The 26761-nt window shown below is 51.0% G+C and carries 21 protein-coding genes; 5 read left to right on the top strand and 16 right to left on the bottom strand.

Annotated features, from left to right (window positions below; genetic code table 11):
* Positions 1-3 precede the first annotated feature (3 nt).
* The 3 genes from acnA to ELY38_RS01395 form a co-directional block, all read right to left on the bottom strand.
* Positions 4-2634: an aconitate hydratase AcnA gene (gene acnA, locus ELY38_RS01385; protein ID WP_127059733.1), complete on the bottom strand. Its 2631-nt coding sequence runs from the start codon at positions 2632-2634 to the stop codon at positions 4-6.
* Between the two features lie 197 nt (positions 2635-2831).
* Positions 2832-3668: an alpha/beta fold hydrolase gene (locus ELY38_RS01390; RefSeq protein WP_127059734.1), complete on the bottom strand. Its 837-nt coding sequence runs from the start codon at positions 3666-3668 to the stop codon at positions 2832-2834.
* A 109-nt stretch (positions 3669-3777) separates the two neighbouring features.
* Positions 3778-4338, bottom strand: a complete 561-nt coding sequence (locus tag ELY38_RS01395) for a GNAT family N-acetyltransferase (RefSeq protein ID WP_127059735.1) — start codon at positions 4336-4338, stop codon at positions 3778-3780.
* Positions 4339-4436: 98 nt separating this feature from the next.
* Between ELY38_RS01395 and ELY38_RS01400 the strand changes: the two genes are divergently transcribed.
* Positions 4437-5372, top strand: a complete 936-nt coding sequence (locus ELY38_RS01400) for a cation diffusion facilitator family transporter (RefSeq protein ID WP_127059736.1) — start codon at positions 4437-4439, stop codon at positions 5370-5372.
* Here the strand turns inward: ELY38_RS01400 and ELY38_RS01405 are convergent.
* A complete protein-coding gene (locus tag ELY38_RS01405; RefSeq protein ID WP_127060131.1) occupies positions 5369-6556 on the bottom strand; it encodes an MFS transporter in 1188 nt (395 codons plus the stop codon). The two genes, ELY38_RS01400 and ELY38_RS01405, sit on opposite strands and share 4 nt — an antisense overlap.
* A gap of 139 nt (positions 6557-6695) precedes the next feature.
* Between ELY38_RS01405 and ELY38_RS01410 the strand changes: the two genes are divergently transcribed.
* The gene (locus ELY38_RS01410; protein ID WP_127059737.1) at positions 6696-8093 is read left to right on the top strand and encodes an aminotransferase-like domain-containing protein; all 1398 of its coding nucleotides are present in this window, start codon (positions 6696-6698) and stop codon (positions 8091-8093) included.
* On the opposite strand, the gene ELY38_RS01415 is transcribed toward ELY38_RS01410, so the two are convergent.
* The 10 genes from ELY38_RS01415 to ELY38_RS01460 form a co-directional block, all read right to left on the bottom strand.
* A complete protein-coding gene (locus tag ELY38_RS01415) occupies positions 8072-9019 on the bottom strand; it encodes an AEC family transporter (RefSeq protein ID WP_127059738.1) in 948 nt (315 codons plus the stop codon). The two genes, ELY38_RS01410 and ELY38_RS01415, sit on opposite strands and share 22 nt — an antisense overlap.
* 96 nt (positions 9020-9115) lie before the next feature.
* The gene (locus ELY38_RS01420; protein WP_127059739.1) at positions 9116-10129 is read right to left on the bottom strand and encodes an Ldh family oxidoreductase; all 1014 of its coding nucleotides are present in this window, start codon (positions 10127-10129) and stop codon (positions 9116-9118) included.
* A gap of 146 nt (positions 10130-10275) precedes the next feature.
* Positions 10276-11853: an aldehyde dehydrogenase (NADP(+)) gene (locus tag ELY38_RS01425; protein WP_127059740.1), complete on the bottom strand. Its 1578-nt coding sequence runs from the start codon at positions 11851-11853 to the stop codon at positions 10276-10278.
* A gap of 49 nt (positions 11854-11902) precedes the next feature.
* On the bottom strand, positions 11903-12622 hold the full coding sequence (locus tag ELY38_RS01430; protein WP_127059741.1) for a FadR/GntR family transcriptional regulator: 720 nt from the start codon (positions 12620-12622) through the stop codon (positions 11903-11905).
* 107 nt (positions 12623-12729) lie between these two features.
* Complete coding sequence (locus tag ELY38_RS01435) at positions 12730-13527, bottom strand: NAD-dependent epimerase/dehydratase family protein (protein WP_127059742.1); 798 nt, start codon at positions 13525-13527, stop codon at positions 12730-12732.
* Positions 13528-13590: 63 nt separating this feature from the next.
* The gene (locus ELY38_RS01440; protein ID WP_127060132.1) at positions 13591-14451 is read right to left on the bottom strand and encodes an amidohydrolase family protein; all 861 of its coding nucleotides are present in this window, start codon (positions 14449-14451) and stop codon (positions 13591-13593) included.
* Positions 14452-14496: 45 nt separating this feature from the next.
* Complete coding sequence (kdgD, locus tag ELY38_RS01445) at positions 14497-15414, bottom strand: 5-dehydro-4-deoxyglucarate dehydratase (RefSeq protein WP_127059743.1); 918 nt, start codon at positions 15412-15414, stop codon at positions 14497-14499.
* 125 nt (positions 15415-15539) lie between these two features.
* Positions 15540-16259 carry an oligogalacturonate-specific porin KdgM family protein gene (locus ELY38_RS01450; RefSeq protein WP_127059744.1) on the bottom strand — a complete coding sequence of 240 codons (720 nt, stop codon included), beginning with the start codon at positions 16257-16259 and terminating at the stop codon, positions 15540-15542.
* A 157-nt stretch (positions 16260-16416) separates the two neighbouring features.
* Positions 16417-18207 carry a sodium:solute symporter family transporter gene (locus tag ELY38_RS01455; RefSeq protein ID WP_127059745.1) on the bottom strand — a complete coding sequence of 597 codons (1791 nt, stop codon included), beginning with the start codon at positions 18205-18207 and terminating at the stop codon, positions 16417-16419.
* 104 nt (positions 18208-18311) lie between these two features.
* A complete protein-coding gene (locus ELY38_RS01460; protein ID WP_127059746.1) occupies positions 18312-19466 on the bottom strand; it encodes a mandelate racemase family protein in 1155 nt (384 codons plus the stop codon).
* A 215-nt stretch (positions 19467-19681) separates the two neighbouring features.
* Between ELY38_RS01460 and ELY38_RS01465 the strand changes: the two genes are divergently transcribed.
* The 3 genes from ELY38_RS01465 to ELY38_RS01475 all read left to right on the top strand — a co-directional run bounded on the left by ELY38_RS01465 (position 19682) and on the right by ELY38_RS01475 (position 24195).
* The gene (locus tag ELY38_RS01465; RefSeq protein WP_127059747.1) at positions 19682-20701 is read left to right on the top strand and encodes a lactonase family protein; all 1020 of its coding nucleotides are present in this window, start codon (positions 19682-19684) and stop codon (positions 20699-20701) included.
* A gap of 175 nt (positions 20702-20876) precedes the next feature.
* On the top strand, positions 20877-23126 hold the full coding sequence (locus tag ELY38_RS01470; RefSeq protein ID WP_127059748.1) for a right-handed parallel beta-helix repeat-containing protein: 2250 nt from the start codon (positions 20877-20879) through the stop codon (positions 23124-23126).
* A 163-nt stretch (positions 23127-23289) separates the two neighbouring features.
* Positions 23290-24195, top strand: a complete 906-nt coding sequence (locus tag ELY38_RS01475; RefSeq protein ID WP_127059749.1) for an alpha/beta hydrolase — start codon at positions 23290-23292, stop codon at positions 24193-24195.
* A gap of 125 nt (positions 24196-24320) precedes the next feature.
* On the opposite strand, the gene ELY38_RS01480 is transcribed toward ELY38_RS01475, so the two are convergent.
* Both ELY38_RS01480 and ELY38_RS01485 read right to left on the bottom strand, forming a co-directional pair.
* Positions 24321-25457 (bottom strand): mandelate racemase/muconate lactonizing enzyme family protein, encoded by a 1137-nt coding sequence (locus ELY38_RS01480; protein WP_127059750.1) that lies wholly within the window; start codon positions 25455-25457, stop codon positions 24321-24323.
* Positions 25458-25479: 22 nt separating this feature from the next.
* A complete protein-coding gene (locus tag ELY38_RS01485; RefSeq protein WP_127059751.1) occupies positions 25480-26760 on the bottom strand; it encodes a TRAP transporter large permease in 1281 nt (426 codons plus the stop codon).
* Position 26761: the final 1 nt, after the last annotated feature.

The following is a 26761-nucleotide window of genomic DNA, read 5'->3' on the forward strand; positions in this document are numbered from 1 at the left end:
GTATTAATCAGGCCAATGTTTTTTCAGTAGAGAGGGAATAACGCCGCCTTCTTTAAGCAGTGCAATTTCTGCCTGCGTATCGACCTGGGCGATAGCCATTAGCGACTCTATCTCGCCTTGCGCTCTTAAAATATTAACTTGAATCCGGGCGCGAGGGGTTAGCGTATCGGCCTGCGCCTGAATTTCGATTTGATCACCCGGTTCAATATTCAGCGTGGTTGAGCTAACGCCCGCGGGTAAGCTCAGCGGCAAAATTCCCATACCGATCAGGTTTGAGCGGTGAATACGCTCAAAACTTGCGGCAAGTACCGCACGAACGCCCAGCAACCGCTGCCCTTTTGCAGCCCAGTCTCGCGATGACCCCATACCGTAGCGCTCACCCGCGACGATCACAACGGATTCATTGGCCTCACGGTAGCGCCTAGCTGCCTCAAAAAGAGGCATAACATCGCCGCTGGGTAGATGACGCGTGTGTGCAACCGGCGCACCAGGGGCAAGATAGTTTTTTAACGTCTTGCTGTGGAAGGCGGCCCTTACCATGACCTCCCAATTGCCCCGGCGTGAGGCAAAAACGTTTAGATCGTCACGACGTTCACCGCGCTCAACCAGATAGTCAGCGACACGACTATCAGCCGGAATGGCACTGGCAGGTGAGATATGGTCGGTCGTGACATCATCACCGACTATCAGCAGCGGGTAAGCAGTGTAATGGCCTAGCTGACTGCCCTCGGATACCGCAGCAAACGGTGGGCGGCGCAGCGTGTTAGAGGCTTCCTCCCATGGGAAGGTTGCTGTTTTAGGCGCATCCAAAGCCTCCCAACAGGCATTGCGGCTTGCGTGTTTGAAATCTTTTGCAAAATCGGCAGCGTTCAGCGCCTTGGCTAACGCGGCATCGACTTCTTCCCTGGCAGGACATAGGTCACTCAGGTAGATATTCCTACCGTCATACTCCGCCAGTGGCTTTTTGAAATCATGCTCGGCATTACCTGCCAAGGCAAAACCCACAACCAGCGCAGGCGACATGATAAAACCCAGGTCAAGATCTGGGTGCACGCGTCCTGGGAAGTTACGATTACCCGACAGCATCGCTACTGCACGGCAGTTGCCTGCTTCCTGTGCCTGTCTGATCTCTGGGATCAATGGCCCCGAGTTACCGATGCAGGTGGTACAACCATACCCGACGATATCAAAGCCGATAGCGGCCAGATCTTCCATTAGCCCTGCCCGCTTGAGATAGGTAGCCGCTGCTGGCGAGCCTGGGGCAAGCGAGGTTTTTACCCAAGCAGGCGGTGTTAACCCATAGCGGCGAGCATTTCTGGCCAATAGCCCTGCGGTGATAATAAGGCGTGGGTCGCTCGTGTTGGTGCAACTGGTAATGGCGGCAATCGCTACGGGATGGCGGGGCAGATTTGAAACTGCGCGGTGAGGTGCTGCACTTGGCTTAAATCCAAGCTGTGACAACACCGCTCCCACGTCGGTGTAGTCATGCACATCCTGGGGTCGCGCAGGCCCGGCTACCTGTACACCAATACCGCTTAAATCAATTTCTATACACTGTGTGTAAGTCGGCTGCTCATCGGCTTCAAACCAAAGCCCTGTCGCTTTGCAGTAGTGTTTTACCCGTGCAACGGCTTCTTTTGAACGCCCTGTTTGGTCAAGATAGCGGAGGGTTTGCTCATCCACCGCAAAAAAACCGGTAGTGGCACCGTACTCAGGCGCCATATTAGCCACAACAGCACGATCACCGGCCGTTAATGTGCTCACGCCCGTCCCAAAAAACTCAACGAACTTGCCTGTTACGTTCAGCGCCCTCAGGCGCTGAGTAACTATCAGTGCCAAGTCGGTGGCCTGTGCTTGCGGCGCCAGTGTGCCTGTCAACTTAACCCCCACCACGTCAGGAATGCGCAACATGGTGGGTACACCAAACATTACCGTTTCCGCCTCCAGGCCACCTGTTCCCCAGCCCAATACACCAATGCCGTTAATCATTGGCGTATGGCTATCAGTACCTATCATCGTATCGGGCACCATCCAGCGTTCGCCGCCACGCTCTTGAGTGGTTACGACGGTGGCCAGTTGCTCAAGGTTTAGCGTGTGCATAATACCGGTGCCCGGCGGGTGAATGGTCACGCCTTCAAGTGCACTAGAGGCCCAGCGTAAAAAACGATACCGCTCGTGGTTACGGCGCATTTCGTGCTGAAGGTTGTCTTCTGAGGCGCTGCTGCTGGCGAACACCTCTACAGCAAGCGAATGATCTACAGAAACATCTACCGGTAAATGCGGCTTAAGAACTTCAGGGTCACCACCCGCCTCACGTACAGCGTCACGCATAGCGGCAATATCCACTAACGCAGGTGTACTCGTTGTATCGTGCATCAATATCCGCCCCGGCTGAAAGGCGATTTCATCACTGCTCGTGCCGTTTTCCAGCCACCTCAAAAGCGCTTGAGCACTGCGCTTACGCTCCTCCCCCGTCGTATTACGCATAATATTTTCAAGCAGAAGGCGCAGCACATAGGGCAGCTTGTGAAGCGTCTCGCCGAGTAATTTGGGCAGTTCGATAATCGCGTAATCATGGCCCTTGAACGACAAATAGCCATGCGCGTAGTGGGTTAGCTTCTCAATATTGTGCATAGTTCAGCCGCCGTATCTGACGATTGTCGTTATTGATTGATGAGTCGATCGCAGGCGCCATAATTGCACTTTATGAATAAAAAATACAATATAGTGTTTTAACCGATTTTCTGTCTTGAAGAAGTCTACTGTTTGATTCTTCCAACGAAAACGCCGCCTTGATAGGCGGCGTTAGAAGCGCTTTCAGTAATTAGCCGTTAAGCATTAAGAAAATTGATCAGCGCTTTATTAAACTCATCGGTATGGGTTGCGTTAATTGCATGCGGGCCGCCTTTAATGACATGCGTTTGCACTTTAGGTAAAAGCTCGGCGGCACGCTTACCGCTGACCTCAAACGGAACGATCTGATCGCCGTCGCCATGGAGTACTAGCGTAGGCACATCGATTTTAGGCAGGTCTTTGCGAAAGTCGGTATAGCTAAACGCTTTTACACATTCATAAGTGGCTAGCGGCGAAGCAAAGGCAGCGATATCGCGATGATATAACCGGTTAGGTTCGCTAATTAAATCGCTGTTTTCGGCGGTCGAGAAAAAGTCTTTGGTGAAATCTTCCAGGAAAGCCAGACGGTCACCACTTACGCCATCAAGAAAGCCGTTAATGGTTGCATCATCTAACCCACCATCCGGGTTGTCGTCTGCCTTATAAAGGTAAGGCGGTACAGCGGCGGCAAATACGCCTTTCGTTACACGACCCGTGCCGTAGCTTCCAAGATAACGGGCCACTTCACCACCGCCCATTGAGAAGCCCACTAGCGTGGCATCGTGGAGATCAAGCTTATCAATCAACTTTTTCAGGTCGGCAGCCAACGTATCGTAGTCATACCCACCGTCTGCCTGGGTAGACCAGCCAAACCCACGGCGGTCGTACGTAATGATCTTATAGCCCGCTTTTACCAACGCGCGTACCTGCTTTTCCCAAGAACGGCCGCTTAATGGCCAGCCGTGAATAAGTACCACGGGCTTACCTGCACCGTATACTTCGTAATAAAGCTCTACCGGCGTACCTTGCTCCGTGCCGACGCTCAGCATAGGCATTTTTAACCCTCCCGTTGGCGTAATTTTTATCCATCAATGCGCTTAAAGGTTAGTACACGTTGTTAACCCTTACCAAAAGACGATCAGCCCATACTGGCACGGCTTGAACTTACGGGCACTCGACCTTTTCCCTCAGGGCACACTGATACACCACGCAGCCCAGACGCTGGTCGACCACCTGGGAATAAGTCGGCAATTTATCAACTACCGTGAACTTCGCTTTTTCCAGCACGCGCTGAGAAGCCTTATTGTCAACGGAAACGGTCGCTGTCAGCGTATCCAGACCATAAATACAGCGGGCCTCTTTCATCAGATGGTTAAGCGCTTTGTGAGCGATCCCTTGCCCACAGGCATTTTCAGCAAGGCGATAACCGACCCTTGCACTGTTTTGATCAATATCATGCAGATTGGCACGCCCGATAATGACGCCTTTATGGCGAATAAGCAGAGGGCTCATACGGCCCTGAGCATTCAGCGCCAAACACTCAATAATATGCTGCGACATACCATGTGGGGTATAAAACTGCTCCCTGCGCGCTTCGATATGTTGCTCAAACCATGCCCGCTCTGCGATTTCAAATGCCAACAGTTCAAAGGCATCTTCAGGGGTTAACAGGCTGAAGGCTAAATCCCTGGCATGGCGTACACGTACATCTCTTTGTGGATACATCGCCGTTCATCCTTGTGGGCGCAGCTATCGTTAGTGAATAAGCCATCAACATTGCTATGCTAGCGTGTTCCACGACTGGCGTTGGAGCCACGACTTTCATGAAAACAGAAGCACGCACGCTGGCATTTTCCGCCTTTATGGCGCTCTTGATCGGCTGTGCCGGTATTACCGCGACGCTAGCCTCCAATTCCCAGGCTATTTTGCTCGATGGGTTATTTAATCTAATCTACTTTAGTGTAGCTTTAGTGACGATCAAGGTAAGTAAATTAGCTAGCCGCCCTGATAGTGAATCCTACCCATTTGGTTACAGCTACTTCGAGTCGCTGGTCAACCTGTGTAAAGGGCTATTGATTCTAGGGGTATCCATCTTTGCTCTGGTTGATGCCATTGCCGCTCTTCTGACAGGCGGCCGGGAGATTGTCGCTGGTCTTGCCGTTATCTATGCATTATTTGCCACCTTTGCCTGTTCGGTCACCGCGTGGGTCATGCACCGCAGCCAGCGTTATGTTCATAGTCCGCTGATCGTCGCCGACAAGCTTAACTGGGTAGTAAATAGCGTGATTTCAGCGGCCGTGCTTGCAGCGTTTTGCCTGGTCATCGTATTTGAGCAGTTAGGCTTGAACACCTTCGTGGCGTATATTGACTCGATTCTAGTGATAGCGGTCGTCGTGCTCTGCTTGGGCGTCCCCGTGCGCATGGCTTCTCAAGCGTTAAAAGAACTGCTGAACAAGACGCCTGAGGAAGCGATTGCCGTGCCCGTGCGTGAGGCTATTAAACAGGCGCTGGCAGGCACGCATACCCATGAAGTACGTGTACGTATGGTGCGGCCCGGCCGGTTGCTTTATGTCATGGTTCATGTTGTGCTGCCTGATGAGGGCACGACCTCCTCATTGAAAGCGCAAGACGCCCTGCGTGTACGTATCGATGATGAAATACGCCGCTGCTATTCTCCCGTTGTATGCGATGTGGTGTTTACCGCAGACACGCATTGGGCAGCACCGTCTTGTGGCTTACTGATCAACAAAACTCCTTAAAAGTGGCCTCTTTCAAGGCTACTACATCCCAGCTGCTTCCAGGGGACTTTAGCCTGGCTGATTAGCAGCAGACTAATAGTGGCGATAGCGCCAATGAGTAGCGCCAGCCCAAAAACTATTAAGGCGACCGTATGACCCACAGCATCAATTAAAGCGCCCGTAGTGATTACCGGCAGGCTAAATCCTACGTAAGCCATCAAAAAATAGCCTGCACTTGCCTGGGTGGGTGAGGCTTCCGCTATCTTCAGCACCCCATTTAATCCACCCAGGTAGATAAACCCATAACATGCGCTGCTAGCCGCAACCGCTCCCACCAGAACGGCCACCAGCATTCCTTGAACTGCCCCCCAGGCGATCAACCCGTAGGCTAACGGTAAGATAACAAGGCCCAACACCGTGGCATGCGTCGGCGTTAATGCTCTTGCCCAAGGTTGAAATAATACTCCGCAGCTACATATACCGAACGTTGCAAAACCGCTCCAGGCTGTTAAACCATGTGAGTGTAATACAGAAGGCAAAATAGCAATCACTAGCCCCACTGTCGCCCAGGCAAACAAAATAGCCAACCCATAACCGAGCGTGCCGGCTGGGTAGCTGGGCAATCGCAGCATTGCGCGTTTGTTAGGGTTGGGAGCCGTATTTTTCAACGTACTAACGGCCACTAATGCGACAACGCCAGCGCCTAAATACAACCATAAACTGGGTGGCGTTACGCTTGGTGTATGGAAGATAAACAGGCTGGTAACCGCCGCCCCTAGACCAAACCCAAGCGCAGTACTGGTCGCTACGTACTTCGTTGCCATGCTGCTACCCCCTCTATTGAGCAGCTTGTGCATATAGGTTGGTGCAACCGCTGATGTCAGGGCGGTGCCTATTCCGAGCAAAAACCGAGCCGCCCCCAGCGCCACCAAACCTGGCACGATCAATGTTAGGGAAGTAGCAACGAGGCATAAGAGCAGCGCGATAATAATCAACGGCTTGCATCCTACCCGCTCTGCCAAACCATTAAGTCCCAGCAATATCGGCATAATGCCCGCTACATAACAGGCAAAAGCGAGCGTCGTTGCGCCGACGCCCAGGCCATCACGAGCTGCTAATGCTTCATAAAGCGGTGCTTGTAAATTGACCGCTGTAGTAATCATACACAGTGCAAAGGCTAGCTTAATGGCATTAGCTCGGTTCATCATTTAATTCTTATCCCAGTCGCCCATGTGAACCGTTACGTTCGCACTCTTAAGGGGCTGGGATAAGGTACACTCAGCCATTATTACTCAGACACTGTTCTGCTTTTTTGAAGAACAGTTGAGGGCAATAAGGACTCTTATGAAATTCCAGGTCGACCGGCACGCGGCCACCCCTGTGGCACAACAGTTAGAAGAGGGCCTTCGTCAGTGGATTCGACATAACGGCGGCGGCCGTCGTTTACCGTCGATACGCCGCTTGGCAGCGACACATAACATCAGCCGCAATGCGGTAATCGATGCCTATGAACGGTTAGTGTCGGCAGGTTTAATTCGTTCAAAACCCGGTTCAGGCTTCTATGTAACGGATAGGGTCGCCGTACAAGCCAACAAACAGCCCACTTTTAACCCGCTACAGGAGGTCACCAATGGATTATGGGGGCTTTTCAGCGCTGAAGAACACACGCTTAAACTAGGCTGTGGATGGTTACCCAATGATTGGCGCGAGAGCGACGACCTTACCTACGCGATTCGTCAAGTTGCCCGTAACAGCCGCTCAGGAATTTTTGAATACAGTACGCCACAAGGGCTTTTAACCTTACGCCGCCTGATACAAGAGCGCCTGCGCCCGCTTGCTATTACAACCGATGCACAACAGATCGTTACGACCAACAGCGGTAGTCATTCTCTAGACCTGTTAGTACGGTTGCTACTTGAGCCCGGCGACGTTGTCTTTGTGGAATCACCCGGTTATTACAACCTTTTTGGACTCCTTCATTTGCAGCGTATCCACGTGGTGGGCGTTCCCCGCTTAGCCGATGGACCTGATATCGAACGTTTGGAAGCGTTGTTAGCCCAACACCGGCCAAAGCTTTTCTATATCAATAGTGTTTACCATAATCCCACCGGCAGTACATTAACGCCTGCAATTGCGCACCGCGTTTTACAGCTTGCTGAACGGTATGATTTTAAGATTATTGAAGACGATATTTATGCTGATTTTCAGCATACCCCAACCACGCGATTAGCAGCACTTGATGGGCTTAAGCGCGTCATCTATCTGGCCAGCTTTTCGAAAACCCTCTCTTCGTCACTTCGCGTTGGTTTTATCGCCTCTCCCCCGGATTTAGTACAACGCCTGGTAGATATCAAAATGCTGACCAGCATTTCCGCTTCCCTGTTTTCAGAACAGGTATTGGTTACGTTGCTGCAAAACGGTAGCTACCGAAAACTGATTGAGCGGCTAAGAACCAGACTTTCCAACCAAATGGCCATAGCACTTACCTTGCTGAAAAAGGCGGGATGGGAGGTTTTTACTGAACCGGCGGGCGGTATGTTCCTATGGGCCAAGCCACCCACAGATGATGAAACGCTCAAGGCAACCGCACAGCGCTATGAAATTATGCTATCGCCGAGCCATCTATTCTTACCCGATAATGCGACAACACCCTGGCTACGCCTTAACGTGGCCTATATGCAGGACCCGAGGGCCAAGGCGTTTATTGAAGCTAATCGCAGTTATGCCAACACGTCAAAATAGGTCATCAAGCCGACAATAACGCTAATGGTGACAAAGGACATGAGCGTGCCAGCCATCAAGGTCCCTGCCGCTACATTCCCCATACCGTAACGTTGGCCAAGCAACGGGTAGATACTTGCCATAGGCGCGCTGGCAAACAGTAAGGCACCTGCTGTCAGCAGCGCGTCGTTATCCGCAATAAGCCACATGCAGATCAATACGCCCAGCGGATGAATAACGAGCTTACCCGTGACGATCTGGCTCACCTCCCCCATTACGCCACGTATTTTAAGACCGTAAAGCGTACCGCCAATCGCAAACAGTGCGGCAGGGCCGGCCGCGGTTGCCAGCATATCAATGGCCTGGGTCACCGGCTTGGGCAGGTGTATATCGGTAATGGCGATCAATACGCCGATAAACAGGCCAATCAAAATGGGGTTTTTAGCCAATTGCTTGAGCGTTTTCTGCAGTGACTTCATAACCCCACGCCCGGCTTGTGAGCCTGCTTCCGCCAGAATAAGCGCCAGCGGGATAATCAATAGATTCTCGATAAGCATGTTCAGGGCAAGAAAATTAGCCGCAGGCGGGCCGATAATCATCACCGCGACCGGGTAGCCGCTAAAAGCGCTATTAGATACCGACATCCCCAGCGCGCTGATACTTCCTGTGGTCAGCGGCTGTTTTTTAAGCATGACGGTGTACCCAAGCGCTAATCCAAAAACACCCAAGGACCCTAGCCCGTAGGCCAGCAGATAGGTGACATTGAAAACTTCTTCCAGAGGATTTTGGGTAATGGCGCGGATTAAAAGTGCGGGGAGTGCAATATACAGCACAAACCGACCCACTCCCTGCATCTGCTCGTAACTGAGAATGCTAAGCCGCATGGCCATAAAGCCAACACCGATCAATAAAAAGATAGGCGTAATGATGGCAGCAATCTCAAGCATTCAACCCACCGTTAGCTGGGATTATCTTCATTTAGCGTTCGTTCCTGTGAGGCATTCAGTGAACCCAGCATAAGCGTTGTTGGCAGCCTTTCACGGTTAATGCGTTAACGCTTTAAGCTCATCATAAAGTGCTTTAGGTAGCGTTACGCCATAGCGCAAGCTGTGTTCGCGAGCCTCGAAGCGGCGCTGTGAAGGTAACCGAGCACCCTGGCCCAGAATATTATCAAACAGCACTTCTGCGTGCTGAAGGTGATGGGTAGCTTGCTCTCCCATAAATACCGCTGGCGATATAGCGATAATCAGCTCGCCATGAAACGGCTTACCGGTTTTCTGCTCGTTGGCGGCCTGGGTTTCATGGCCCAATACATCACCAATCAGCGGCCCGGCCAACAGTTCAATCATGGTAGAAAGCGCTGAGCCCTTGTACCCGCCAAAGGTTAGCATGGCGCCCGCGAGCGCCGCTGCCGGGTCGGTAGTGGCATTGCCTTTATCGTCCATCGCCCAATTCGAGGGAATCGTTTTCCCGGCACGCTTGTGCAGCTCAATTTCGCCGCGTGCCACTACACTGGTCGCAAAATCAAACGTATAGGGTGTGCCGCCCGGCCGCGGCCAGGAAAAAGCGATAGGGTTTGTGCCTAGTAACGGCTTGGTGCCACCCGCTGGTGCGACAAACGCATGGCTTGGGGTCATGGCAATGCCGATCAACCCTTCGCTTGAAAGCGCCTCTACTTCAGGCCACAGCGCTGAAAAGTGAAAACTGTTATTGATTGCAAGCGCCGCGATTCCGGTCTGGTTAGCTTTTTCAATCAGTGGTTTCTTGCCCATTTCAAAAGAGAGCAGAGAACAGCCTTGATGGGCATTGACCCTGACAACCCCTGGCGCTTGGTCAATAACTTCTGGCATAGCGTGCGTATCTACCCCGCCATTTCGTGCCGTGTTAACACAGCCGATCAGGCGATAAAGGCCATGGGAATGGCACTCATCGCGCTGTGCGGCCAGGACGTTGCGGGTGATAGCCTCGGCATGTACCTGGCTATAACCATTATGTTGAAGCACCTTAAGGCTTAGGGATTCAGCGTCTTTCAGGGAAATAGTAATCTCTTCATTCATGATCAGCTCCTGCGCATTCTATTTATTGGATACGCACTTATTAAAAAAGCAGGTAATTGCTTACCTGCTTTGGGTCTTAACTGATTAATGGCCATCGGTGGCTAATAGCGCTGGCTATTCTCTTACCAACACGGCGTCAAATGGGATCAGGCTTCGCGCTTGCCATCAACCAATCGGCTTACCTTCAAGGGATTCGCTTCTTTTAGCGCTTCGGGCAGTAGTACCTCGGGCAGTGACTGATAGCATACCGGGCGCAGGAAGCGCTTGATCGCGGCGGTGCCTACCGAAGTAGTGCGGCTATCCGACGTTGAAGGGTAAGGCCCGCCGTGTACCATGGCGTGACCTACCTCAACGCCTGTTGGCCAGCCATTGGCAAGAATACGCCCTGCTTTACGTTCCAGCGTAGGGATCAAGCCCTTCGCGGTATCTACATCCCCATCCGTCATATGGAGTGTCGCGGTTAGCTGGCCTTCCAACTGCTCGGCGACACGCTTCACTTCGGCCATATCCTGACACTCGATGATCAGTGAGCTTGCACCAAACACTTCTTCCTGCATCACTTCTGAGGCAAGAAAATCACTGGCTGATGTGGCAAACAGGCCGGTTTGGCACTGGTAACTGCCGCTCCCGGTTTCCCCACGCGCGATTTCACGCACGTTGGCTTCACTGCTCAGCGCGGAGACCCCTTTTTGATAGGCCTCATGGATGCCCGGTGTCAGCATGGTTTGCGCGCCGCTGCCCTGCACCGCTTTTTGCGCCGACTGAATAAAGGAATCCAGATCCGGACCTTTCACCGCAATCACCAAACCGGGGCTAGTGCAGAATTGGCCAGCCCCCATATTGAGTGAGCCAACGAATGCCTCGCCCAGCGCCTGACTATTGGCTTTCAAAGCTTCGGGGAGCAAAAAGACCGGGTTGATGCTGCTCATCTCGGCGTAAACCGGAATAGGCTGAGGGCGATTTTGAGCCGCCTGCATCAGCGCCGTACCGCCGCTGCGTGAGCCGGTGAAACCTACCGCCTGAATACGCGGGTCGGTGACCAGCGCCTGACCAATTTCATTACCCGAGCCAAACAGCAGCGAGAACACGCCTTCCGGCAGGTTGCAGGCTTTCACTGCTTTTTGGATCGCCCGGCCCACCAGCTCCGATGTGCCGGGGTGCGCGGAATGGCCCTTCACGATTACCGGGCAACCCGCTGCCAGCGCAGAGGCGGTATCGCCCCCGGCCACTGAGAATGCTAACGGGAAGTTGCTGGCACCAAACACGGCCACCGGCCCCAACGCGATATGGCGCTGGCGTAAATCAGCACGCGGCAGCGGCTGACGATCCGGCATGGCGGGGTCGATACGTACATCCAGCCACTCGCCAGCGCGCACTACCGATGCAAATAAGCGTAACTGGCCACAGGTTCTGCCGCGCTCACCGGCAAGACGCGCTTGCGGAAGACCGGATTCCGCCATGGCACGCTCAATCAGCTCGTCGCCAATCGCTTCGATCTCATTGGCAATGGTTTCAAGAAAGGTAGCACGTACTTCTAGTGAAGTTTCGCGATAGGTATCAAACGCATCCCAGGCGAGCTGGGTTGCCTGTTCAACGTGGCTTCGATCGCCACCTACGTAAACCGGCTCAAGCAGCTCACCCGTTGACGGGTTGGTGGCTTGGATATTAGCGTGTGTGCCGGTGACAGCCTGCTGACCGATTAAGAGTTTGCCTTCCAGTGCCATGGTCGATCTCTCCTAGTAGATTCGCGTAGGGCGCCACCATCAAACGCACCTACTTATATGAATAATACGTTTTGTATGCCCGGTTCAGATGTTGATACATGGCGGCATTTGCTGCCTTTGAATCGCGTGCCAAAATCGCCTCGAGAATATCAGCGTGTTCTTGACTCACTTTTTCCAGATACTGATAAGTCGTTTGCGAGCCCGACTCCACAGACATCAACTTTGCGCGAGGTATAGCGCCGACATCCCACTGTTCATAAATAGTGACGAATGCCGGGTTATGCGTTGCCTGAGCAATTGCGGCATGAAAGGCAAGATCTTCATCACGCGCCTGCGTGGTTTGTTTGCAGGCTTGAAGGAACTTCTGATGGAGTTCTACCAAGCGTTGCTTGTCTTGCTCATCATGCCTGCTGGCCGCTAATGCCGCTACTTCCGGCTCAATAGTGAGACGTAGCTCAAGAATATTTAAGATGTCCTCGATCGTGCTTAGCTGAATTTTCTTTTCAGGATTCTTATGTTCAGGAACTGAGCGCAGTACACGTGTTCCGATCCCGCGACGGGTTTCCACAAGCCCTTGTGACTTTAGGTGAGTGATGGCTTCACGTATGACCGTACGGCTAACACCAAACATGTCACACAACGCTCCCTCAGGAGGGAGCTTGTCACCTACCGGAATTTCCTGGCGTGCAATAATGCTTTCCAACTGCTGGGAGACCTGCCGCGACAAGCTGCCACCATGCACTAAAGGTTTTATGCCAAGACTATTCATGCTTAACCAACTCTCACTGAGATCAAAGTTTCAGGCTTGTTTAACGCCCTCCGTAATGCTTGGTACTATATAGCATCTGTTGTTTTTTTTAATCATACATATGACGATCAGTCATCTGGATGGCCTGAAGCGGCGAACTTTCCACCCTGATAGACTACTTCTGGCGAGTTAGGGTCAACTAAGTTACCCCGTGATTCAATTTCCTCCCGCCACTGCTCAGAGCTATGGCGGGGCTTCCAACCCAGAAACGAAACCAGCTGATTGTCCCACCACTGTTCAGCGTTGTCCGACGCCCCATAAATTACGGTATTACCCAGTTTGGGCGCCTGGAACCCGCGCTCGAACAGCCCCATCAGATCCTCGACGTGAAGCCAGGTGGCCAGCATGCGAGCATCAGCTGGTTTGGGGAAACAGGAGCCGATTCGAATACTTAGCGTTTCAATACCAAATTTATCGAAGTAGAGGCTTGCCAGGTCTTCGCCAAAACACTTTGAAAGACCGTAGATAGAATCAGGACGGCGCGGCACCCGAGTATCAATTTTCTGGGTGCGCTCGTAAAAGCCAATGGTGTGATTCGAGCTGGCAAAGATGATGCGGGGCTTATTCAAATGACGCGCCGCTTCATAAAGATTATAAGTGCCAATAATATTTGACTGTAAAATGCCTTCCCAAGGCTTTTCAACAGAGACGCCGCCTAAGTGAATGATACCGTCACAGCCGTCTACCAGTGCCTTCACGCCTTCATAATCGGCCAGGTCACAAACCATCACTTCTTCATGAGAAGCCGGATCTTCGATATCTGAAATATCGGAAAGGCGAACATTCTTGGCAAGTTTTTGTAAGTAAGGGCGAATCGCTTTGCCCACACCGCCGGCTGCACCGGTCACAAGTAATTTATTCAACATACCCTTCTCCTTCTCATCTTATAGTTGCTAGATATCAAATAGTTAATAACGACCTGTTTATATTTAGAAACCGTAGAGAAATTCCGGGTTGTCTACCAATATTTTCTTTTGGGTTCCTGAATCAGCCCAATCCAACAGGATGTCCAGCTGTTCAGCATCGCTTGGGTACTGCGCCCGATTAACGCCAACATGGGGCCAGTTGGACCCCCAGATAATCCGATCCGGCGCATGTTGGATGACTCGTTTGGCAATAGGCGATACATCTGAGTAATCTGGCCCGCCAGTCAAGCTGGTTTCATAAGCGCCACAGATCTTGAACCATGCGTTACCCTTATCGATCAAGCGTAGTATGTCGTCAACACGCTGGTCATCGGCAGGCACTGGGGCAATGAACTTACCGATATGATCAATAATGTAATGCCCTTTAATCTTTTGCAGCTCTTCATAGTAGTCAGACAGATCGCGGCCGTTGAACTGGACCATCAGATGCCACCCCATATCCTGGATGACATCTTCCACAGCCAACATACGATCAATGCCTACCGCACCGCCTGGCAACTGCATGATACGAGCGCCACGTACGCCCTTCTCATGTAACCGCTCAAGCTCACTCTGCGGGGTATTCGGCGTAATGACCGCTATGGCGCGAGCTACCTCAGGGCCAAACTGCTCTAACGCTTCGACCAGAGCAGCGTTGTTGGTTTGGTAGGCATTCGGCTGTGTAATAACCACACGCTCCAACCCTAGCCACTGCTGTAACTGGCGATAGTTGTCTACAGTGGCCAGTTCAGCAATTTGTGGCCCGCCCTCTTGAGCCTCAAAACCGGGTAGAAAAACATGAGCATGGCAATCTGTTGCCCCCGCAGGCGCTTTGAAACGCGGGGCTGGCCCAGTTAACGGACGGGTGTTTTCTGGAATCGACATCATGCCTCCGAATGACTTGTATAAAGATTGCTGCTGTAGCGGCCTTTAATATTGTTTGGCCACATTAATCAAATCGCTTAACTGATTACGCTCTGACTCTGAGGGCATAACCAGCGGCGCACGCACCTTACCTGCAGGCTTGCCGATAATGTCAGCGCCCAGCTTGATCAAGCTAACGGCATAGCCTTTTTTCTGGTCGCGTAGATCAACAAACGGAATAAAGAAATCCCGGGTAATCGTCTTTACGGTTTTATGCTCGCCTGCACGCAACGCTTTATAAAACGTTGACGCCATAGCCGGCACAAAATTAAACACTGCAGACGAGTACGTATTAACGCCGATCGACAAGTAGGCTTCAGCGAAAATCTCAGCGGTAGGTACGCCTCCAATGTACGCCAGACGATCGCCGACGGTTTTAACAATCTTGTTCAGCGCCTGAATATCGCCTTTACCATCTTTAAGACCGATCAGGTTTGGACAAGCATCGGCTAGCTGCTGAACCGACTCGGCATTCATAATGCCGTTACCACGGTTGTAGTAGATAACGTTGATGGACGTGCTGTTACATACTTCACGTGCATAGTCGACCAAACCGTCCTGAGGGCACTCCGTCAGATAAGGAGGCATCAAGAGAATGCCGTCAGCTCCGGCCTCTTCAGCAATTTTGGCCTGCACCTTCGCCATCTCAACACTTTGGCCTGCGCTGGCAATAATAGGCAGTTGACCACCTATGGTTTCGACTGCCGTCGTCACCACGTCGCGGAAATCTTCCATCGACAGGCTGAAGAACTCACCCGTTCCACCAGCAACAAAGACAGCGGAAATTTCATGGCTTACAAACCACTTTAGTCGATCCTGATAGCTCTCTCGGTCAAAGCGCCCTTGGCTGTCGAAATCCGTAATTGGAAAAGACAACAAGCCATTTGAAATAGAAGCCAACGTGTTTTCGCGTGAAAAATGCATAAAATTATTCCTGTATCATGTCTCGTTGTAATACATCACACAACTATAAGGGGAAGTAGAGGCTGGATCAATATCAATCTGGCAAATATAAATGATCCGGCCTCTATCACTATTGAGATTTATGTTTAAAATTTGAAACTGTATGTTAGCTGAACAGCATCATTGTGCCTGCCAGCATTGTAAGTAGCCCCTTCGCGAGTTTCATCCTTACGCTTGTAAGTCACTGCAAGGGCATTTGCCGCATTGATTCGATACCCAACGCTCAGCTCATGCTCCCATCGATCATCTTCGCCAGTATACATACTGCCAGAGTCACCCAGCACATAGGCATAACTGGTATTCCAGGCCAGCCCGATCTGCTCGGTTAACGCGTAGCTTATATAGCCATCAAAACGATTAACACGTGATCGTACTCCGCCCCCTTCCCTAAAGGTTTGATACTCGTAACGATAGCGAGCACCTACTCGCCAAGCATCGTTGACTTTATAATTTAGCCTCAGCATGGGGCGAGCCGTTTCCGAACCAGGATTGAACTTATACTCAAGCTTGGGCTGAAGCGACCAGCGTTTTGCCTCATCCAGTGTGTAAGAATAGCCAATCCCAAACAGGTTCTCGGCCAATTCCGGCGAGCCACTGATTTCGTCTCTCCAACGACGCTGGTGCTCAAATGCGAGTGACATATTATTGTCGAACACATGTCCGACGCCGAATTTGACTTTGTAATCCTGGTTTTCGCGAAAGGTTTGCTCATACTTTGTTGCAATAGTGGTTGACCCTGCATAAGCAAAACCACTAAATAAAGTAGCCAGCGTTGCTACTCCCGTTAAGAGTTTTTTGTTTTTCATAAAAATAGCCTTTTTGATTTAATATTTATTTTCTAGCGCTAGTCGTTAGGGTTCTAAAACCTAAACCCTATCTTCATCTCACATAATACTTATAACGTATTATGTTTATTTTAAGCACTCTCACATATTTCATAATAAGAGTGCTTGTAGGGGTGAATTACTTATAAGCCACTTGAGGGTTATTACTGGCTATCTGCATTGCCCGCTTGCTGGAACGTGCAGAAAGAAGCATCAGAACCGCAGGGATCATTATTAAAGCACCGCAAAGCAGCATAATCAGGCGGCCATTAGCCGAGTTGGGGAGTAACGACAATCCCATGACCATGACGCTGCCAATCAGAATTAAGCGCCCTAGAATGATCTTCTGGCCATAATCAATCGCATCTGCTGCAGGATCCGCTTCAGTGCTCTCTACTGGCGTTTCCCAACGCTGCCACATTTCCTGACGCTCAGCCGCACGTTCAGTAGATTGCGCTTCGGGTTTATAGAAAAGTGTACTGAGCAAGAAGAAGCCGCCGGTTATTACCACGTGTGCACCGATGGCAAGTGAGACACGAAAATCGGACCACTCACGAGCCGTGATATCCATTCCCAACATATTATTGACAAGTTCCGGGCTCAGCCAAGCGCCAACCGTATAAGAAACCATACAGCCAACAACGAGCGTTCCCCACCCTGACCAATCTGGCGTCTTGCGGATAATCATACCCAGCATGGCAGGAATGGTAATCGGGAAGGTGATCAAGGCACTTGCCGTTAACAGGATCTCAAACAGGCTCATGCTTTTCAGCGAGTTAATAAACAAGCTGATACCAATAATGATGGCACCGAAACTAAGGGTCACAAACCGCGAAACACGCAGCATTTCTTGTTCGGTAGCATGGGGCTTAATGATAGGCAGATAGAAATTGCGTACGAAGAAGCCTGCGTTTCGATTCAAGCCTGAGTCCATTGATGACATGCTGGCAGCAAACATGGCGGCCATTAGAAGCCCAAGCATACCGGCGGGCATGTATTCACTGACGAAGGCAACAAATACCGCTTCATTGGCCTTGGCACCTAGTGAAGAGAAGCTTTCCATGAAGTCAGGGCTGTAGGCGTGCATGAACCATGCAGGGAAGAACCATACAATGGGACCAATCAAGGCAAGGCAAAGTGTAAAGAGCGCGCCATAACGAGCATTTTTACTGTTTTTAGCACACATGTAACGGTAGCCATTAAGCGTATTATTCATCATGAATATTTGCTTAATGATTAACATGAATACCCAGAAACCAAACAACCATGCATAACCGTAGCCACTACCGGTCAGGAATTCGCCATCGTAGCTTGAGATAATGCTACCGACACTTTCCGTATTACCCCAAGCCACAAAGAAGCAGACAAAGGTAACCGACATGATGATCAGCATCTGCACATAATCAGAGGCTACAACGGCCCAGGCACCACCGGTTACCGACATTGCCACCACGGCGATACCCGTAAGCAAAATAACCGTTTCAAGAGGCACGTTGAATACAGCTGAGGTAATAATCGCCAAGGCACTTAGCCATGTAGCGGCAGAAACCAAGCCATCGAACATGCTAAACCAGATAAACGTTTGCTCACTGGGCTTGCCAAAACGCATCTTCAAAGCTTCTGCGGCAGTTACCACGCGCAGCTGACGGAACCGGGGCGCAAAGTAGACATAATTCAGGAAATAGCCGGCGGCATTGGCCATAAAAAGAAAAATGATTGCAAAGCCACTTACATACGCCTGAGAGGCTGCCCCTGTAAATGTCCAGGCTGAGAACTGGGTCATAAAAGCAGTGGAACCCACCAGCCACCACAACATATTACCGCCACCCCGGAAATAATCGCTGGTATTAGTGTTGAAGTTTTTGAAGACCCAACCAATTACCATCAGAAAGACCAGGTAAATTAGTATTACCCAAACATCAATACTCATAACAACTCCTTATTCTTTATTGTTGGAACATCGGCTTAGCCGAATAGTTATAAAGCTGGCGTTTAGAAACAGACGCTCTTAAGCAAACTGGTTACCGAAGCCGATTAGTAACTCTCCAGCGTATTATTTTTGATGTACTCAAAATTTATGCTTTCGCCCAATCCAGGCCGCTCCGGCATGTGGACATAACCGTCAGCATCCATTTCATCCGCAATATCATTGAGATAAGCAGGCGCTTCGTCGTACTCCATATGAGGATGAAGCAGGCCGCGCTCATACCACTGGCAGTTTGTGATGGCGCCTACCACGGCGAGATTAGCCGCACCGTTACCATGGATTTCACAATCCATACCGAAGGCTTCAGCCAAATGGGCCACTTTTAAACAGGGTGTAATACCGCCACCGTTGGCAACCCCTGCCCGCAAGATGTCGCAGGCGTTATGCTGAACCCAGCTGGCACGGCTATAGTGTTTACCAGCGATGGTTTCAGGACCAATAACGGGCACGTCTACCTGTTGAGTAAGCCAACGGTATGACTCCATGGAGTCTTCCGGCATCGGCTCCTCAAACCAGGCAAAATCCAGACGAGAAAGAGCCCGCCCGATCTTGAGGGCGTCTGTGCGGTTGTACCAATGATACCCATCCAACATCAGGGCAATATCCGCTCCCACCGCCTCGCGTACCGCTTCACAGGCGCGAATATCCATTTCAACACTCGGTGCAAAGCTGACCGGGGGCATCCAGGTGTGCAGCTTGATCCCTTTATAACCACGAGCGACCAATTGCTCTGCAAACTGTGCGTATTCATCAGGCGTTGAAAGCCCGCCTGGCGTTTCATCGCCACACATGGTGCTGGCATATGCCTTTACCTTGCTGCGCGCTCCACCCAGCAACTGATAGACAGGCACATCAAGTTGACGCCCGGCCAGGTCCCATAAGGCTTGGTCCAGAATGGCCATGGCTCTATCGGTTAGCTGCGCCCCGCTGCCCCGCTGGCGAAGCCAGAGATCCTGCCAAATTAATTCGCGAGCATGCACCGGCTTGCCTAGCGCTGCTTTCTTGAAATATTGCTCCACAATATACGGCCGAATTAGCTCTTGAGGTGCAAAGGCATGCCCCTGAACGCCGTTTTCGGCTGTAATACTCAGCATGGCAATTTGCGCTTCGCTAGGTTTACCAGCATGCGCGTGGCCGGCACTGTCTCGAGCTAGTTTCGATTCATAGCGGATCACGTCTACAGATATGGATTCAATTTTCATGGTGCTTGGGCCTCCCGCAGGTAGCAGGCTCCTGCATTTGTAATGGATTCTTAAGATCATACATAATATGTTTGATACTAGAGACATCCATGGCCGACAACAATATAGACAATGGTATGAATGCGATAAAACGTATCAGTAACGCTTATATTAAATATATAAATATGAGTTTAATCTAAACTTCGGTTACTAAAACCGCAAACTAAGGAGCTCAAATGAGCGATAAAAATCAAACGTTATATGTTGGGTGTGCATTAAGCGGAGAGCTTTATACCATTAACCTATCAGTAGCTACAGGTGAACTCGAGTATTGTACTCATGAGCAACTACCCGGTTTGCAGAAACCAGGTGGCGCAATGCCGCTTACTATATCCCGTGACCGCAATACGCTGTACGCCGTTTCCAGGGGAACCCCCTTTTTTATTGCGGCTTATAATATTGGTGCACAGGGCCGCTTACAGCATATTGGCAACACACCCATTGAAACTAACCTGGCCTACATTCAGACAAGCGTCGATGATCGCTATTTATTAAGCGCTTCTTTTATCGACCACCATGCGGCCACTTTCCCAGTACGGGAAAACCGTTGTATTGGTGAGCCAGTCCAGCATATTCGCGACATCCCCAATGCCCACATGCTCTCCATGAGTCCCGATAACACAACAGTACTGGCTACTGGTCTGGGTAAAGACGTTATATATCAATGGAAATGGCTGTCTTCCACAGCAAATGATAAAGCCCCTCTCCCCTTGGAGAGTATCGATCAGCTACAGCTCTTAGAGGGAACCGGACCAAGACATATCGCTTATCATCCAACCCAACCTATTGCGTATATTATTGGCGAAAAAAACGGCGCCATTAACGCTGTACATTATAACGCTTCAGGGTTAACCCTTGTTCAAACGGCCTACTTGCCTGATCAGGAGGACAACTTTCAAGCAGCAGATATTCATATCACGCCTGATGCGCGCTTCCTTTACGCTTCCGAAAAGGCAACTTCGGCCTTGCACTTATTCAAGGTTGAGCCAAATGGAAACATTCGATTTGAAAAACTTTTCTCTACGGAAAATCGCCCCCGGGGGTTTGCTATTACACCTGATGGTAACTACCTCGTAGCAGCGGGCCAATTCTCACATCATATTTCGAGCTATCGTATTGATGCTGAAACCGGATACCTACAATTCATTAACCGCCTTGCTGTGGGCCAAAGCCCCGATTGGATTGAAATGCTATAGGCAAATCCACTAGTTAGCCCTGTAGCTTTTAAGCAAGGCCGTAATACTTTTAGCCAATTTCTGATATAAAACATACTATGTATTATCTTTAAAACTATTATATTCCTATTTACTCTTTCTGCCTCAACAGGTGGCAGACTCGCTTGAATAATCATAATGAAAATAAGGTTTAGCCATGAAAAAAATAGCGACGCTTGCATTAACAGTTATCGCGCCTACCTTCGGTACCTCCCTGGCACTTGCAGATGATGCGCACGAACTTACCTGGCAGAGTATTACCTTTGGACAGTCCACCGACCTGAATTTTGGATCTACCATTCTCCCTGAAAAAATAGGCACCAACGAAGTTACCAGCAACGGCCAGCCTGTCTCGTCAGGCGCTTTACTCGATAACATTACGATTGAAAGCCGCGGTGGAAAGCTAGCCAATTCCCATGAAGGCGGCACGTTTTACTACACAACGCTCCCCACCGATATAAATTTCACGCTTTCTGCCACGCTGATATTGGAACAGCTGGGCCCCGAAACAGGTGCGACACCCAATCGTCAGGAAGGCGCAGGCATGATGGTGCGCGATATTATGGGTGCCCCTCGCGCCAACCCTCAACCGCTAGGGCACGAAGAGTTTCCGGCGGCATCCAACATCGTTATGAACCTGCTGCATTCCCATACGCGTGAAAATGACGGGATGGCTAATGTAGCGGCGGTATACCGTGAAGGCATAAACGACCCGTGGGGTAATCCGGGTAATTTATTGAGCAAACAGGACTACGCCCAAGGCGTCCCTCACGGTACCCAATATCAATACCGTATGACCCTGACTCGCACCGATGAAAACTTTACGGTAACCGTCGATAGCGAGCAGGAAAGCTACGTCAAGGAATTGAGCGATGCCCCTGCCAACCTGGTAGAGGTGCAAGACCCCGATCACCAGTATGTAGGCTTCTTTGCTGCGCGTAACGCACGTTTGAACGTTACGGATATTCACCTTGAGCTGAGCGATGCTGATACTAGAGACGATATTGCCTATGAAGCATCTATGCCCCCGCTGGTGTGGTCATTGGCATCGTCAGAAGTAACCAGCGTACCGGATTACACGCTTCAAGCGATTGCCAACCAGCCCGGTGAGTTCAGTATTACTCAGGCAGGCCAGCCTCTGGCAGAAAAACAGGCAGTTGAAGCCGGCGATCTCTTCCAGTTTGCGCTTGAGATTACCGCCCCCACCGATGTGGTGGTGTCGTTTCACCCATCAGAAGGCCAAGGCAGTGAAGAGCACAATGGTGAGGAGCACAGCCAGCAACTTACGATTGAACCTGTAACGCTGGCCGACCCTTATAATATTCATGTGACACCTGATGGGCGCCCCAATCATGCCGGTGATCAAGCGCAGCCACTAGACCTGGCATCTGCCATAGCTCAAGTGGCGCCAGGCGGAACCATTTACTTGGCAAGCGGTGAGTACGAGGCTATTGAAATCCCCCTCACTGCCAGCGGCTCTCCGGGTAAATTGAAGCGTTTAACCGGAGAAGGTGGCGATGTGCGTTTTACCGGAATGGTTTCACATAACGCCCATTACTGGCATCTGGATCATTTAGAGGTTGCGGGCGAACGTTTGATCGTGCATGGCAGCCATAACCTGTTTGAGCATATCGTTACGCATAGCGCTCCAGACACGGGTTTCCAGATTACCTCTCCTGATAATATTGGGAGGGCGCTTTGGGCAAGCCACAATACGGTTCGTTATAGTGAAAGCTATAACAATGAAGACGCCTCAGGTATCAATGCGGATGGGTTTGCCGCCAAAATGCGTATTGGGGAAGGCAATTCTTTTGACCACTGCATTTCCCATCACAATATCGATGACGGCTGGGACTTGTTCAACAAGGTAGAGGATGGTCCCAATGGTGCAGTTACCATTACCAACTCCATTGCGTTCAAAAATGGCCAGACCTTTAACACCCAGCAGACAGGCGGAAACTTGGGGAATGGATTCAAGCTGGGCGGAGAGGGCCTGCCTGCCCCTCACGTTGTTGAGGGTAATCTCTCGTTCAACAATGGAATGGACGGCTTTACCGATAACTTCAATTCCGGCACGTTAACCATTAATAACAACGTGGCAATCGACAATAAACGATTTAATTATATTGTCCGTAAAAGCCCCTATGAAGGCCAACTTGAACCCGCCCAGCTATCTCGGAATATTTCACTGCATCTTGAAAACGTCAGTGACTATAGTGATAGCGTGCATGGCAATATCAGCGATGATAACTGGTTCATTCAAGATGAAAATTCATCAGTAAGAGAGCTACCTTTTGATGAAGAAACGCTCGCCGGAATCAGGACGCTGCTTCAGCAGGAAGCCAATACTGAAAGCGAACAGCGTGAACGCGCCTTTGCCCTGCAGCGGTTAGTGTTCAACCAATAAAAACTAGCGTTGAGTGCTTAGTGCTATCTCTAGCATTAAGCACTCTTTTTTAATACTGCTGTATGAAATGTTATGTGAGTCATCAACCATGCCAAAACGAGTAAAACGTTCAGCTATATGGCTGACGTTAGCCTTGTGGGGCAGCATGAATGCAGGGGGAGCTATGACTGATGCTTTACAGCATGAAGCGGTGTTGCCGCTTTGGAACGGGCGACCCGAGGGAACGCCCGATGACCTCGCACCATTAGTGGAAGAGCGCTCCAAGAACCTGTTCCGACCTGATCGGGCGTTAACAGGCATCGCTGAACCAAGCCTAACGGCATGGATTCCGAAGCATCCCAACGGCACTTCCATTATTATCGCTCCCGGTGGCTCTTATAGGCGTGTCGTCCTAGACAAGGAAGGTATCGAGATCGCCAGGGCGCTGGCACCGCTCGGCATTACCAGCTTTCTTCTGACCTACCGACTACCTGGCGAAGGACATGCCAACCGAGCGGATGCACCTATCGCCGATGCGCAGCGTGCAATGCGCCTGGTGCGCGGACATGCAGAAAAATGGGATCTTAATCCTGAACGAATCGGATTCCTGGGCTTCTCCGCGGCAGGTCACTTGGGAGCGTCGCTTGCGACCAGGTACGATCAGGCAGCTTATGAAGTGGGTGAGGATGAACAGACTATATCGGCCCGGCCAGATTTTATCGCCCTCATTTATCCTGTCGTGACAATGCAGGATGACGATGTTCACGAAGGATCACGCACCGCCCTGCTGGGCGATAGCCCTACATCGCAGCAGAAGCTGGATCGCTCGCCTGAAGTGCATGTAACAGCTGATTCACCTGAAACATTTCTAGTGCTGGCCGATGACGATCTATCGGTGCCGCCCGCCAACGCCGTCGCCTTTTATAGCGCGCTTCACGAGGCAGGGGTGAAGGCTGAGCTGCATATCTTCCGTGATGGCGGCCATGGCTTTGGCATCAGTGGGGCTAAGAATAAGCCCGTTGCAGGCTGGCCATATCTATTAACAGAGTGGATGATGCAAATTGGTGTTATGCCAGAAACACTGCCATAGGCTATACCAGAGCAGGCGCAACGAAAGCGCTAATAATTAAAAAAATCAATAGCGTTAATCTTATAAAAAATTTAGTTACTAATTGCTGCGTTACAACTAACAGCTTTATTAATTAACCCGATACTTCATACCTCTTTTAACGCATAAGCATTCAGCGCTTCACGATTAATCTCAATACCTAGCCCCGGGCCATCCGGAATGGTCATTATGCCTTGCCGGTGCTCAATGGGCGTTTGTACCACCGCCTGACGAAACGGGTTTTCAGTACGGTCAAATTCCATGATCGGTTCAAGTGGCTTTCGGCGTGGCGGATTGGGCGCAAGTGCGGCCATAAACTGTAAGCTGGCCGCCAGGCATACCGCCGTTCCCCACACGTGGGGCACTAACCTTACGCCATGCATAGCAGCCATATCCGCCACTCGGCGAATCTCACTAAAGCCACCTACACCGCAAATATCCGGCTGTACGATATCAACGGCTCTTCGCGCCAGCGGCTCGTGCATGGCGTAGCGCCCATGCCAGTTCTCACCGCTAGCCACTGGTATAGGCTGCCCTGCCCGAACGGCTGCATAGGTATCGATCTGTTCCGGCAGCACCGGCTCTTCAAACCAGTCGATACCAAACGCTGCCGCACGCTGGCCTACTTCGATGGCTTCCAGATAGTCGTAGCCGTGGTTGGCATCAATCATAAGGCGCACATCCGGCCCGATTGACTCACGCACGGCCTCAATCACTTCCAGGTCTTCTTCCACATCAAAGCCGATCTTGATCTTGACGGCGTGAAAACCCTCGTGACGATAGCGCGCCACTTCTGCGGCTACGTCGCTGATACGCTCAACGCCCTCACGGCAAAACGAACCGGTAGCATAGGCACGCACAGATTCACGGAACCGCCCGCCAAGCAACGTGGAAACAGGTACGTCGAAGTGCTTGCCCTTGATATCCCACAGCGCGATATCGATACCACTCAAGGCGGTCATGGTTAACCCGCGCTGCCCCTGATCACGAAGCCGGTTATAAAGGTTGAGCCACACTTTCTCGGTTTGCAGCGGGTCTTCGCCGATTAGTGCCTGGGCGTATACCTGAACAATGGCAGCATTGGGTTTGGCGGGCCCCAGACATTCGCCCCACCCGACAGTGCCGTCTTCACAAATGATTTCGACTAAACAATGCTGGCGGCGCGTGAATGACATCGAAGCACTTTCAAACGCTGTTTCAAGCTTGTGATCCAAAATATGAGTCTTGACCGCTTCTATTCTCATGGCTGATTTTCCTGTCATGGCGTTATCTAAAGAGGCTAGGTAGCGTTAATGAAACCGCCGGGATGTAAGTCACCAGCATTAGCGCCACAAACAGCGCCAGAAAGAAGGGCCAGATGGTACGAACTGCATGTTCAATTTTGATTTTCCCAATCACGCAGCCCACAAACAGGCACGCGCCTACCGGCGGGGTACATAAACCTAGCCCCAGATTCATCATTAAAATGATGCCGAATTGGATAGGGTCCATGCCAAACTGCATGGCGACCGGTAGGAAAATAGGTGTACAGATCAGAATTAACGCCGCCATATCCATGATCATGCCCAACACCAGCAGAATCAGGTTAAGCATCAGAAAGATAACCACGGGCTTGTCTGAAATCGTCATTAATCCGGTGGTCAGCATTTCAGGCACGTTATAGAGCGCCAGCAAATAAGAGAAAGCCGACGCGCAGCCCACCAGAATCATGACCAGCGATGTAGTTTTAACCGACTGAATAACGGCGGCCTTGAAGGACGACCATTTAAGCTCACGGTAGACAAGCCCGGTCACAATAATGGCGTAGATGGCGCCGAAGGCCCCGGATTCTGTGACCGTTAAGATCCCCGAAAGAACACCACCTACAATAATGACGGCTGCCATCAAGCCAGGCAGCGAGGCGACCAGGCTAAGCAACAGGGCTTGCCAGCCGGGAAATGCCTCGCCTTTATAACCACGCTTAACGGCAACAACATAAGCGGCTACGGCCAAGCTTAGGCACATCAAGATGCCGGGAACGATACCAGCAATAAACAGCTGAGTAACGGAAATACCGCCTCCTGCTGCTACGGCATAGAGAATCATGTTATGGCTGGGAGGGATAACCACCCCGGCGACCGACGAGGTTACCGTGACGTTAACCGCGTAGTCAGCGTCATATCCCTTCTCTTTCATCACCGGGATAAGAATCGAGCCCAAGGCAGACGTATCGGCTACCGCTGAGCCAGAGATGCCGCCAAACAGCATCGAAGAACTTATATTGACCATCCCCAAACCGCCGCGCATCCTCCCCACCATAGCGGAGGCCAAGCGAACAAGCCGGGTTGAAATTCCACCATGAAGCATCAGCTCGCCGGCAAAAATGAAAAACGGAATCGCCAGTAGCGAAAAAACGGAAATGCCGGACAGAATGCGCTGAAAAGCGACAAACAGCGGCAGCCCTTCATACATAAAGGTAGCCACAGCGGCCAGCCCAACGGCAAAAGCGACCGGCGCCCCTGCGACAAGGCCGAGAAAGAAAATTCCAAACAGTATCATCAGCCCCATA

It is taken from the genome of Vreelandella nanhaiensis, from assembly GCF_003990185.1.
Lineage (GTDB): Bacteria > Pseudomonadota > Gammaproteobacteria > Pseudomonadales > Halomonadaceae > Vreelandella > Vreelandella nanhaiensis.

What these genes read in the sequence shown, in the direction of transcription:
- ELY38_RS01420 (WP_127059739.1), bottom strand. Translation starts at nt 10,129, where the DNA reads ATGAATGAAGAGATTACTATTTCCCTGAAAGACGCTGAATCCCTAAGC.
- ELY38_RS01485 (WP_127059751.1), bottom strand. Translation starts at nt 26,760, where the DNA reads ATGGGGCTGATGATACTGTTTGGAATTTTCTTTCTCGGCCTTGTCGCA.
- ELY38_RS01390 (WP_127059734.1), bottom strand. Translation starts at nt 3,668, where the DNA reads ATGCCTATGCTGAGCGTCGGCACGGAGCAAGGTACGCCGGTAGAGCTT.
- ELY38_RS01415 (WP_127059738.1), bottom strand. Translation starts at nt 9,019, where the DNA reads ATGCTTGAGATTGCTGCCATCATTACGCCTATCTTTTTATTGATCGGT.
- ELY38_RS01395 (WP_127059735.1), bottom strand. Translation starts at nt 4,338, where the DNA reads ATGTATCCACAAAGAGATGTACGTGTACGCCATGCCAGGGATTTAGCC.
- ELY38_RS01475 (WP_127059749.1), top strand. Translation starts at nt 23,290, where the DNA reads ATGACTGATGCTTTACAGCATGAAGCGGTGTTGCCGCTTTGGAACGGG.
- ELY38_RS01465 (WP_127059747.1), top strand. Translation starts at nt 19,682, where the DNA reads ATGAGCGATAAAAATCAAACGTTATATGTTGGGTGTGCATTAAGCGGA.
- acnA (WP_127059733.1), bottom strand. Translation starts at nt 2,634, where the DNA reads ATGCACAATATTGAGAAGCTAACCCACTACGCGCATGGCTATTTGTCG.
- ELY38_RS01425 (WP_127059740.1), bottom strand. Translation starts at nt 11,853, where the DNA reads ATGGCACTGGAAGGCAAACTCTTAATCGGTCAGCAGGCTGTCACCGGC.
- ELY38_RS01430 (WP_127059741.1), bottom strand. Translation starts at nt 12,622, where the DNA reads ATGAATAGTCTTGGCATAAAACCTTTAGTGCATGGTGGCAGCTTGTCG.
- ELY38_RS01450 (WP_127059744.1), bottom strand. Translation starts at nt 16,259, where the DNA reads ATGAAAAACAAAAAACTCTTAACGGGAGTAGCAACGCTGGCTACTTTA.
- ELY38_RS01455 (WP_127059745.1), bottom strand. Translation starts at nt 18,207, where the DNA reads ATGAGTATTGATGTTTGGGTAATACTAATTTACCTGGTCTTTCTGATG.
- ELY38_RS01400 (WP_127059736.1), top strand. Translation starts at nt 4,437, where the DNA reads ATGAAAACAGAAGCACGCACGCTGGCATTTTCCGCCTTTATGGCGCTC.
- ELY38_RS01460 (WP_127059746.1), bottom strand. Translation starts at nt 19,466, where the DNA reads ATGAAAATTGAATCCATATCTGTAGACGTGATCCGCTATGAATCGAAA.
- kdgD (WP_127059743.1), bottom strand. Translation starts at nt 15,414, where the DNA reads ATGCATTTTTCACGCGAAAACACGTTGGCTTCTATTTCAAATGGCTTG.
- ELY38_RS01470 (WP_127059748.1), top strand. Translation starts at nt 20,877, where the DNA reads ATGAAAAAAATAGCGACGCTTGCATTAACAGTTATCGCGCCTACCTTC.
- ELY38_RS01440 (WP_127060132.1), bottom strand. Translation starts at nt 14,451, where the DNA reads ATGTCGATTCCAGAAAACACCCGTCCGTTAACTGGGCCAGCCCCGCGT.
- ELY38_RS01480 (WP_127059750.1), bottom strand. Translation starts at nt 25,457, where the DNA reads ATGAGAATAGAAGCGGTCAAGACTCATATTTTGGATCACAAGCTTGAA.
- ELY38_RS01410 (WP_127059737.1), top strand. Translation starts at nt 6,696, where the DNA reads ATGAAATTCCAGGTCGACCGGCACGCGGCCACCCCTGTGGCACAACAG.
- ELY38_RS01435 (WP_127059742.1), bottom strand. Translation starts at nt 13,527, where the DNA reads ATGTTGAATAAATTACTTGTGACCGGTGCAGCCGGCGGTGTGGGCAAA.
- ELY38_RS01405 (WP_127060131.1), bottom strand. Translation starts at nt 6,556, where the DNA reads ATGAACCGAGCTAATGCCATTAAGCTAGCCTTTGCACTGTGTATGATT.